This window comes from Kitasatospora sp. NPDC127060 (assembly GCF_042724935.1).
Lineage (GTDB): Bacteria > Actinomycetota > Actinomycetes > Streptomycetales > Streptomycetaceae > Kitasatospora.
The window spans coordinates 24,979-34,984 of record NZ_JBHXEG010000089.1 but is presented as its reverse complement, the minus strand read 5'-3'; the positions used below and the strand labels follow the sequence as shown (position 1 = coordinate 34,984).

Sequence of the window (10,006 nt, the reverse complement as noted above, 5' to 3'; positions counted from 1 at the left end):
CGGGCTGAACCGCGCGGGTGCGCCGGGGGCCGGAGGGGCTTCGGGGGCCGAGGGGCGCCCGGTCAGTTCGCCGGTACGGCGCCGGCCCACGGCGGGCGCAGCGAGCTGGTGCCCAGGCCGGTCGGACCGATCGGCACGGCGGCTCCGGCCGCCTCGACCACCGCCGAGGCCCGGGCCCGGACCGCGCCCGCGAGGTCCCGTTCGGCGCCGAAGTGCCGCTCCAGGTCCGCCGTACGGTACCGGCGGCACTCCCGGTGCCAGTTCAGCACGCCGGCGAGCCAGTTCTCCAGCTCCACCACGTACCCGCCGAGCAGCCCCCGGGCCTCCGCGGTCAGCCCGAAGTCCTCGTACAGCACCGGGAGTTCCTTCTCCGCGACGTGCTGGAACTGCTCCAGCCGCGAGTGCATCAGGTCGTCGACGATCCGGACCGCCGACGGGTAGTCGCAGTCGAAGAAGTTCTGCACCACCAGCACGATGTTGTGCAGCTCGCCCTCGTACTCGACCTCCTTCTGGTACGAGATCAGGTCGTTGATCATGCAGCCGTAGTCCATCGCCGAGTTCTCCAGCGCGCGCATCGAGCCGTGCCGGTAGACCTCCTCCGGTACCGTCCGGCCGTGGCCGAGGCGGGCGAGCAGCGTGGTGAGCTCGGAGCCGAAGGTGGAGCGGCGCATCTCCAGGTAGTCCACCGGGTCCGGGACGCGGTTCTGGATCTGGTTGGCGAGCTCCCAGATCCAGCTCGCCGTCATCACCTCGATCGCCTCCCGCAGTCGGCCCCGGGCCTCGACGGTCATCGGGCCGGCGGTGCGCTCCCAGATGTCGGCGAGGGAGCGCTCCAGCGGGTGGGCGGACTCGGGTGCGGGGGTGCCGTCCAGCGGCATGAACAGTGACAGCCGCGCGTTGGCGGCCTTGGCGCCGGCCAGGTCGCGGGTGCGGCCGAAGACCACCGGGTAGTAGTCGTCGGCCCAGGTGCCCCAGGCCAACCAGGCCGAGGCGATGTCGAGTTGCTCGGCGGTGGCGTCCGGATGGAGGCCGGCCGCACAGAGCGCGAGGTCGTAGTCGCGCATCGACTCGGCGTCCCAGAGACCGGATCCGGGCACGTCGGGGTGAGCGTCCAGCAGCCCCACCCGCTCGGCCCACTCGACCACCCGCTCCCGCGCGCCGTCCAGGTGCGGGCTCAGGGTGAGCGCGAACGGCAGGCGGAACTCAGGCAGTTGGGACGGCCCGACGGGCTGGAACGGTACGTGCCCGTGGGCGCGCGCCCGCCGTACGGCCGGTGCCCCGGCGGTCTCAGCACCCTTGCGCAGGATGTCCAGCGCCGAGGTCCCGATCCCGCCGATCGCGTACCGGTCCCACCAGTTGCCGGCCCCGGACGGGCCCGGAAGTCCCGGCATCCCCGGAAGTCCCGAGTGCCCGGCCAGCCCGGCACCGCCCGTCCCCGGCGGCACCGCACCGGCCGAACCAGCCGCCGCACCACCGCCGTTCATGTACCGGCTGGACCGCATGTGCCACTCGTGCCCGCCGGACTGCCAGTCCTGCAGCCCCTTCACGTACGCCATCACCCGGGCCCGGCCCGCCGGATCGAGCCCGGTCTCCTCGAACAGCACCGGCAGTTCGGTGAACACGGTGTTCTCGAACTGCTGCAGCCGCGAGGTGAGCAGGTCGTTGACCGACTCGGCGGCCTCCTGGGTGGAGCACTCCAGGAAACGCTCCAACACCAGGATTCCGTTGCTCAGTTCGCCCTCGTCCTCGACCTCGCGCTGGTACGAGAAGATGTCGTTGCGCAGGTGCACGGCATCGGAGAAGGCGTCCATCAGCACCCGCAGCGCCCGCGAACCGGACACCTCCCTCGGCACCTCGGCCCCGGCCGCGAACTCCACCAGCTGCGCGGACCACGGCGCGCCGCCGACCTTGCGCCGCATCTCGATGTACTCCACCGGATTGGCGACCCGGCCGGCGTCGATGTTGGCGAGCTCCCACAGCGACTCGTCCAGCAGGTTCCGGGTGCTCTCCGCGAACCGGATCCGCCAGTCCTCCCCCATCGCCGGCACCGTCCGCCGCCACAGGTCGGCCAGCCCGGCCTCGACCGGGTTCTCCGGCTCGGGCACCGGCGTCGCCGGATCGGCGGGCATGAACAGGCGCAGCCGGTCCAGGTGCGCCTTGCCGGCCACCCGGTCGTTGGTGCGCTTGTACATGTCCAGGAAGTGGTCGTCGAAGAAGAACACCCACACGTACCAGTCGGTGACCAGCGACAGCACCTCGGCGGAGGCGTCGGGGTGGGTGTAGGCGCAGAGCAGCCCGTAGTCATGCGCGTCCAGATCGGCCTGGTCCCAGATCCCCGACCCCTCCAACATCCCCATCTCCCGTGCCCAGCCCGAGGAATGGGCCCGCGCCTCCTCCAGATGCGGATTGAGCCGCGCCGGGTGCGGCACGTAGAAGGACGGCAGTTCGAACGGCTGGGTCACGGCGAGCAGGCCTTTCTGGACGCGTCGTTTGTGACCAGAATGACGCGCCTCCATCCCCCCACACCCCCACAACACCAACAGTCATATGAGATGACCCCACCCACCCGAACCCCCGTCCGAACCCGGACACCCACCACCAACCCACCTACTGAGGAGCAGACTTCACCCCGCCACGGCGCCGAAGGAGGTATGGGCGTAGGCCCGGGTGCGTCCCAGGCACCATCTAGCCCTCCATAGCGGGAGGCCTTCCGTCCGCGGCGAATCCGTTCAGCAACCCGTCGGACTTGGTGAAGCGTGTACCTGCCCCACTCGCGTTCGGCTGTCCGCCAAGCGCGGCCTCCGGAGCCGCCCGCAGGCTCTCGCGAATCAGCCTGGCCTGATCCGGCCGCCCGATCGCATCGGTGAGCTTCGCCACCCGGTGTGCGTAAACCTCCCGCTCGGGAGACCTCTGTTCCAGATCGACGTCGTCCAGCAGTTGGTTCAGCGGCCCGACCACTGGCGGTCCCGGCCTCGGACCGTGCGGCCCACCAGGCCCTTCGGGCCCAGCCGAGCCCGTGGGGTCCTCGTCGTCGCCCTTGTCGTCGGCCCGCCGCCTGGGTGCAACGTCGTCCAGGAACGGTACCCCTTGTGGCTTCGGCCTCGGAGTCAGGTGCTCGTACAGGCTGTCCACTGCCTCGTCGTTGGCCGCCGCCGCGAGCTGCGCAAGCGGACCGATCATGTCGACGGCTTCCCTGATCTTGTCGTCATGCCTGGCCAACCACCAGACGACCGCACTGCCGGGCGAGCTCAGGACGTCGTCACCGAGGTAGGCCCTCCTGTTCTGTTCGTACCGCCGCTCGTGTTCCCAGACCACCTCGGTCTTGCGCACCTCCGAGAGCTTGCCCAACCGGGCCCGGTCGTCCTCCGAAAGCCTGAGCTCGACTCGCCCGCCCATGGCTTCCACCAGCCCCGATGAGTCGCAGCTCTGAGTCCCCAACCAACCGTTCAGCCGGTGCATCACCAGATCGGGCCGCCCAGGGTCTTCTCGCGCGGTCACCTCCTGCGCGCGAGCCAGGACCGTTCCGACCGCGAGACTGGCGGGATCGGCGTGAACCAATCCGGTCGTGTTCGGGAGATGGCGCCACCACACAGTCGCCGAGAAGAGGAAGTCGTAGTCCGGTGCTCCGCTCGGCAACGGCACATCGACGACCCTCGTCTCCTTCCAGGGGAGTTCCTCCGGTTCCGGCTGCGGCTGCGACTCCGGGAGCGGTTCCGGATCGGGCTCCGGCTCCGCTGGCCCGTACGGGCTCGGTGCCCGCGCCGACGCCAGCAGAACAGCCAGGACTACGGCGACCAGGGCCGGCACCGCCCAGAGCCAGATCGGCCACCGCGCCGACACTCCGAGCACCACAGTCGCCACCCCTGCGGCAAGGGCCAGCCCCACCATCGGAAGCTTTCCGGTGCCTTTCACAACTCGCTCCCCTCGGCCATCCCTACCAGGGGCTCGATCCCCTGCTTGCGGTCGATCTCCTGGCAGAAGCGCTCCGCGACATCGGCCCGGCTCGGCAACCCCGGAGACTCGTCCGACTCGGCCGCCCAGCTGAGCGCCAACAGGTAGTAGCGGCTGAGCAATCCGACCCCACCCTCGGAGGCGTCGATGAGCATCGCCATCAACCGCTCGCCCCCGTCCCGCTCCCGCCGTGCCGCCGACAGCCATGCTCTGACACCGCTGGCCCACACCTCCTGCGTCGCCACCACCGGCACGCTTCGCCAACCGCGCACCACCTCCGGCCGCGGCACCCATGTGGGAGGCGACTCCACCAACGCGAGGAAGATCTCGGCGTCCTCCGGCCGGGGCTCCTGTCTCTCCATGCCTTCGCAGACCCGGCCGAGCAGCTTCAGATACAACCGAGGATCCGACAGGGTCAGTTCAAGCAGTGGGCGTCGGGCCTCCAAAGCCCGTCGTGCCAGGTGATGCAGTCGAACCAGCGCCTGCTCAGGGTGGCTCGAAGCCATCACTTCCGAGCAGACCCGGACGAGGACCCGCGCCGTGGCGGGGCCCACGTCTCCCTTGGTGGCCTGGTCGTAGATCCACCCACGAAATGCCGATCCGTGCTGCTCGTGCATGACGCCCTGTTCGAGGATCGTCTGCGCCTCGTTCCCCAAGGTCGGCTCCGCCGCCCATTTGCCGGCGAGTCGCTGCAGCACGTCGATCTCCCCGGTACGCAGGCTCTGCTCGGTGAAGCGGCGGAGGAACCCAGTCCGATCCTGCGGGCCGAGGTACCCACTCTGGGACTGAACCGCCTCTGCCGCCCAGGCGCTGAACTGCCCTCTGAACTCGGGAAAGTAAGTCCAGAAGTGTGACCTGACCGCTGCGCCGTACGACAGCTCCTCGAAACAGATACGTCCGTCGTCACCCACCTTCGCCGACACTTCCTTCAACCGCTCGGCCAAGTCGGCCCGCTCGAAGTCCGGCTTCTCATCAGGGGTGTGCCCGACCCGCTTGAGTAACGCCTCGGCCTGGCGGGACAGCGCCTCGGGGCGGGCCCCTTCAAGCATGGCGGTGGCCAGGAGCAGCGCTCTCTTCCGCCCTGAGCCGAGTTCCGCCACCTTCTTTGCCACCTGGCCGCCCCGCTCGCTCATGGCGGTGAACGCGCTGTGCAGCCAGCCGAGCGTTCCTTCTCCGCCGCCCGCCCCGCGCGCCTTCCCGGTTAGCCGCGCAAGCCTCTGGATCTCCCGCATCGCCATCACGGCAAGCTCGTCGATGTGCTTGAACCGCCGGAGTTCCAGGGGGTCGTACGGCACGCCCTCCGCATCGAGATGGCTGCGCAGCACCGCCATCGCGCGGGGCCGGCCGACATCCTTCATGATCGGATGGAACTGGGACAGGTCCAGATCGTCGATCGCCGCAGGAAGTACCGCCGCAAGCCGGACTTTCAAGCTCTGGGCCCGGCTCCACAACTCGCCGAGCAACTGCCAGGCCTCCGACCGGGAGTCCGGTGCGATCGACGACAGGTCCAGCAGCCAAAAGTCGCCTTTGGCCAGGTCGGGACGGTCCTCCGGCTTGTCGGAGAACGGGATCTCGCTCACCTCCCGGTCCCTGCCCGCAACTCTGTGCAGCGCCATCACGGCGGCCGTGCGACGCCCGCTGCCGGGCGGCCCCGTTACCAACGCCACCCGACCCGGTTCGGCGAGGCCGTCCTGCAGCTGTCCGAATCCCGGTGGCGGGACGAACCGCGCACTGAGCTCCAGCCGCTGCTCCAGGGCCACCGACCGCGGGTCCGACTTCGGCCTTCGCCCCCAGCCGGTATCGGCAACAGCGATGATGATCTGGTCACCGCTGCCGGTGTTGACGTACCCGCTTGCCGCTCCGACCCGGGCCTCGTTCCGGATGTCGGTCACCGCCGCTCCTCGCGGTCGCTCCGTTCGCCGAAGTTGTTGTTCACCGTCCCGCGTTCCACGTAGTTGCTGCCGTCGCCGTGGAACTCCACCCCGCTGTTCCGAACGGTGATGTTCTGCGACCCGCTGCCGGTGTTCACGTGACCGCTGGCGTTGTTGATGAACGTCCCGACGTCCCGCCCCACGTCACCGATGCCTCCGCTCTGGTCGTGCCGGTAGTCCCGGGCCTGAACCACGCTGCCGTTCACCCGGTCGATCTCGTTGTGGGTCTCAGTGACACCGCCTTCCCTCGCCATCTTCCGGTCCGCCGCCGCGAGTTGGGGCATCGCTTCGGCGAGGTCGTCGCCGAGGCGCCGCAGGCCGGAGTCCGCGTCGCGGTTGTCGAAGCGGCGGTACTGGCAGTCGGCCAGTTCGGCGATCGCCGGCGGGAGGCCGTGCCGGTCGAGCCGGGTCGCTCGGCCGACGAGTACCGGGATGACCAGGGCACCGGTCTCGAAGGCTTCGACGATCTCCCGTCGGGTCCAGTCCGCCGGGTCGTCGAGCGCGCGCTGCCCGTCTGCCGTCCGGGCGTCGGCCCAGCGCGGACCGATGACGGCGATCAGCACACCACAGCGGCGGACGGCGGTCAGCAGCTCCTGTGGGAAGCGCCCGCCGGCCTTGATCGACTTGCTGGCACGGAACACCCGCTCGGTGCCGAAGCGCCGGGAGAGCTCGCGCTCGATCAGGGTGGCGGTGCTGTCCTCGTCGTTGGTGCGGTAGTTGACGAAGATTTCGGGCATGGCGGATCACCTCTCCGGTGAGTGAGGGTTAAGTGGGGTTCGGGCGGCGGCCGGGTTCCCGGTCCGGTCAGGGGTGCAGCGCCCTGGCGAGCAGGGGCTGGAGCTCCTGTACGGGGCGGGCGGCCCGGAAACGGTGCAGTTCGCGGGCGAGCCGCTGGACGTCGGAGCGGATGGTGGCCGAGTGAAGTGCGGGGACGCTCGGCAGGAGTTCCGCGGCGAGTTCGCAGGCGTGTTCCGGTTCGCCCGCGCCCGCGTGGGCGAGTGCACGCCGGAGGCCGTACCGGGCGCGGCTGCGGACTGCGTGCGCCTGGATCTTCGGGTACTCGCGGTCGAGCACCTCGGCGGCCTCCCGGGGACGGCCGAGGTCATGGAGGCACCAGCCGCTCACGACGGCGGCCGGGTCGGCCAGGCTGGTGGTGCCGAGGACGGGCCCGCCGCGGTCCTCGGCACCGGCGAGGGCCAGCAGCTCCCGGGCACGGTCGAGGCTGCGCAGGCAGGCGTCGCGGTCCCCGGCGAGGGCGTGGCCCTGAGCTTCTCGCTGGGCGGCGAGGCCGCGGATCCGTGGTGGCAGGTGTCCGCCCTGGGCAGGTTGCACCAGTTGGACGGTCTGGGCCGCGTCACCCGCGTAGAAGGTCACCAGAGCCCGCCTGACCAGCGCGTACGAGGCCAGGTCGGCTTCGCCTCCGGCTTGGGCGAGCTCTACGGCCTGGGCGGTCCACCACAGGGCCGAAGGGTCGTCGCCGGCTTCCTGGGCCATCCAGCCCGCGTACTCGGCGTACCTGGCGGCGAGCACCAGAAGTCGGCCGCGGTTCGTCGCGTCCGCGTGGACGGCGAGTTCGCGCAGGGTGTGGGTCTGGACGGTGAGCAACGGCAGGAGCACGCCGGGGTCGGTGGTCTGGCCGAGCTGCCGCATCTGGTCGAACTGGGCCAGGAAGACCTCGACCGGGGTGGCCCCCAGGACAGCCGCCGGGCCCTTCGGGGAAACGACTGGCGGTGCGACCGGCGGTGCGGCCGGTGTCGGACCGCCGACCGAGAGGCCACCGCCGAGCAGGGTGGTGGCTCCCGCGGCGAGCAGTTGTCGCCGTCCGAGCCCGCCGGACCAGCGGATGCCGTCGCGGTCGACGCGGACGAGCGGCTCCCGGCCCTGCTCGTCCGCGCCGATGGGAGTCCCGCGCCGGCGGCGCGGTTCCGTGGGCTCGATGAGCCGTTCCAGTTCGCCCCCGGCCACCAGCTGGACGTCGCAGCGTCGGGCGAGTTCGGGCGGTGGTGCCTTCTGCCCTCGTTCGATCTTGCTGAGGTGGCCCTTGCTGTAACTGAGCAGTTCGGCGAGCCGGGTGAGGGTGAGCCCGGCGGCGATCCGCCGGCGGCGGAGTTCCGGGCCGAACTCGCCGAACGACTTTCTGGATGCGCTCATGCCAACCCCCGCTCTGGAACCGACCGCCCATGCGTCTGCTGCGTCGTGGGCCGGAAGCGGTCACCCCTCGCTTCCGCCTGAATATTGGCATGCGACCGAGCCGGTGAAACGGGGTTCGGCGGGTTTCCCGTTTCCTCTTTTCGACTCGAATGGCCATGCGAACAAAACGAGTTGGCGATATGTCCATGCACTCGAACGAACTTCACCCCGCAACGCCGACGGGGCGGACCACCCGTCGGTGGTCCGCCCCGGTGGCGCTGCGGCCCGGGTCAGGCCGCGAGGCCCAGGGCGAGGGAGGCGGCGGCCGGGGCCAGGTAGATCAGCGGGAAGGGGATGTGGGCGTAGGCGCGGGCGCGGGCCACCGTGATGACGGCGCCGAGGAAGTAGAGGACGATGCCGACGGCGGCCGCGTAGCCGATGGCCGGGACGGCGAGGCCGGCCAGCAGGCCGACGGCGCCGGCGGCCTTGGCGACGCCGAGCCAGGTCCACCAGGCGCGCGGGACGCCGTACTCGGCGAGGGGCCCGACGACGTAGTCGGCGCCGGCGAAGACGGAGTACGCCGAGAAGCCGACCATGAGGGCGCCGAGGACGGTGACGACGATGTGGGCGACGGACATTGGAGGCTCCCCGTTCGATGGCTGGTCGGGTCGATCCGGTCGATCCGATCCGGTCCGAGCCGGTCTGATCCGGTCGGACACAGCACTGACCCGGCGCACGCGACGGATGTGACAGCCGCGGACAAAAATGTTTCCGCGACACCTCCGGAAAACCCCCAACAACCGCTCCGCCAACGAACAAAGCAGCTCTCGCAAGGGTTGGAACACCAAGACTTCCCCAGCTACGGGCGTGTTGACGGTGTCCGTCCACGCCGCGTCATCCAGACTGGGCGCCAACCCGACGTCAACTCCGAGGAGGGCACACCCATGAACGTCACCGTCCGGCTCGCCCAGCAGCCCGAGGCCGACGAACTGCTCGGACGGAGCGCGCTCGCCGCGCTCGTCGGCATGCTGCTCGACCAGCAGGTACCGATGGAATGGGCGTTCACCGGCCCGCTGACCATCGCCCAACGCCTCGGCCGCAAGGACCTCGACGCCCACGAGATCGCCACCTACAACCCGGAGGAGTTCGTCGCCCTGCTCTCCGCGAAGCCGGCCGTGCACCGCTACCCGGCGGCGATGGCCAAACGGGTGCAGCAGCTGTGCCAGTTCCTCGTCGCCCAGTACGAGGGCGATGCCGCCGCGCTGTGGAAGGACGCCCGCACCGGCAAGGAACTGCTCAGCCGCCTCAACGCCCTTCCCGGCTTCGGCAAGCAGAAGTCGCAGATCTTCCTGGCGCTGCTCGGCAAGCAGTACGGGGTGCGCCCGGAGGGCTGGCGCGAGGCGGCCGGCGCGTACGGCGAGGAGGGCGCGCACCGCTCGGTCGCCGACATCACCGGCCCTGAATCCCTCACCCTGGTAAGGGAGTTCAAGCAGGAGATGAAGCAAGCGGCGAAGGAGGCCAAGGCCGCCGCCAAGCCCCGCACCACCATCCGCACCACCACCGCGGGCCTCACCGGCGCCCGTTGACCCCACCGCCGGCACGCCGACGGGGGGCGGACGGCAGCGGCCGGAGGGCAGCGACTACCGGCGGCCCGGCACCACCGCGTAGGCGTACCGCCCGCGCACCGCACGGAGGAAGTACCGCCCGTGGCTCTCCGCCGCGAGCAACTCCCGGTGCACCCGGGCCGGTACGTCCGCGTACCGGTACGTCCGCCCGCCGGTGAACTCCAGCTCCAGCACCCGCGCCCGCGGGTCGTACCCGACCGAGCGCAGCACCGAGGAGTCCACCACCGTACGGTCCATGACCCTCCCAGTGTGCGGCGTGGGGGGGGGGGGGGGGGGCGCCCCCCCCCCCCCCCCCCCCCCGCGGGCCCCCCCCCCCCCCCCACAAAAAAAAAAAAAAAAAAGCCCCCCAGAAATGTGTGTTTATATAGA

At 70.5% G+C, this 10,006-nt stretch carries 8 protein-coding genes; 1 reads left to right on the top strand and 7 read right to left on the bottom strand.

Going from position 1 to position 10,006, the window contains the following annotated elements:
- Positions 1–62: 62 nt before the first annotated feature.
- The 6 genes from ACFWIS_RS34180 to ACFWIS_RS34155 all read right to left on the bottom strand — a co-directional run bounded on the left by ACFWIS_RS34180 (position 63) and on the right by ACFWIS_RS34155 (position 8,650).
- Entirely contained in the window at positions 63–2,462 is a 2,400-nt protein-coding gene (locus ACFWIS_RS34180; protein WP_380463629.1) for a germacradienol/geosmin synthase, read from the bottom strand.
- A gap of 223 nt (positions 2,463–2,685) precedes the next feature.
- The gene (locus ACFWIS_RS34175; protein ID WP_380463627.1) at positions 2,686–3,912 is read right to left on the bottom strand and encodes a hypothetical protein; all 1,227 of its coding nucleotides are present in this window, start codon (positions 3,910–3,912) and stop codon (positions 2,686–2,688) included.
- Positions 3,909–5,843 (bottom strand): hypothetical protein, encoded by a 1,935-nt coding sequence (locus ACFWIS_RS34170; RefSeq protein ID WP_380463625.1) that lies wholly within the window; start codon positions 5,841–5,843, stop codon positions 3,909–3,911. Before ACFWIS_RS34170 ends, ACFWIS_RS34175 begins: the two co-directional genes overlap by 4 nt.
- A complete protein-coding gene (locus ACFWIS_RS34165; protein ID WP_380463623.1) occupies positions 5,840–6,619 on the bottom strand; it encodes a toll/interleukin-1 receptor domain-containing protein in 780 nt (259 codons plus the stop codon). Before ACFWIS_RS34165 ends, ACFWIS_RS34170 begins: the two co-directional genes overlap by 4 nt.
- Positions 6,620–6,686: 67 nt before the next feature.
- Complete coding sequence (locus tag ACFWIS_RS34160) at positions 6,687–8,033, bottom strand: helix-turn-helix domain-containing protein (protein ID WP_380463621.1); 1,347 nt, start codon at positions 8,031–8,033, stop codon at positions 6,687–6,689.
- Positions 8,034–8,302: 269 nt separating this feature from the next.
- Entirely contained in the window at positions 8,303–8,650 is a 348-nt protein-coding gene (locus ACFWIS_RS34155) for a DoxX family protein (RefSeq protein WP_380463619.1), read from the bottom strand.
- Positions 8,651–8,956: 306 nt separating this feature from the next.
- Here ACFWIS_RS34155 and ACFWIS_RS34150 point away from each other — a divergent pair, with 306 nt between their 5' ends.
- Positions 8,957–9,598, top strand: coding sequence for an HhH-GPD-type base excision DNA repair protein (locus ACFWIS_RS34150; RefSeq protein ID WP_380463617.1), 642 nt, complete (start codon positions 8,957–8,959; stop codon positions 9,596–9,598).
- A gap of 54 nt (positions 9,599–9,652) precedes the next feature.
- Here the strand turns inward: ACFWIS_RS34150 and ACFWIS_RS34145 are convergent, their stop codons facing one another.
- Positions 9,653–9,874, bottom strand: coding sequence for a KTSC domain-containing protein (locus tag ACFWIS_RS34145; protein ID WP_380463615.1), 222 nt, complete (start codon positions 9,872–9,874; stop codon positions 9,653–9,655).
- Positions 9,875–10,006 lie beyond the last annotated feature (132 nt).

Bases quoted from the DNA above. Each gene is read 5' to 3' on its own strand.
- ACFWIS_RS34165 (WP_380463623.1), bottom strand. From the start codon at position 6,619: ATGCCCGAAATCTTCGTCAACTACCGCACCAACGACGAGGACAGCACC.
- ACFWIS_RS34160 (WP_380463621.1), bottom strand. From the start codon at position 8,033: ATGAGCGCATCCAGAAAGTCGTTCGGCGAGTTCGGCCCGGAACTCCGC.
- ACFWIS_RS34155 (WP_380463619.1), bottom strand. From the start codon at position 8,650: ATGTCCGTCGCCCACATCGTCGTCACCGTCCTCGGCGCCCTCATGGTC.
- ACFWIS_RS34150 (WP_380463617.1), top strand. From the start codon at position 8,957: ATGAACGTCACCGTCCGGCTCGCCCAGCAGCCCGAGGCCGACGAACTG.
- ACFWIS_RS34145 (WP_380463615.1), bottom strand. From the start codon at position 9,874: ATGGACCGTACGGTGGTGGACTCCTCGGTGCTGCGCTCGGTCGGGTAC.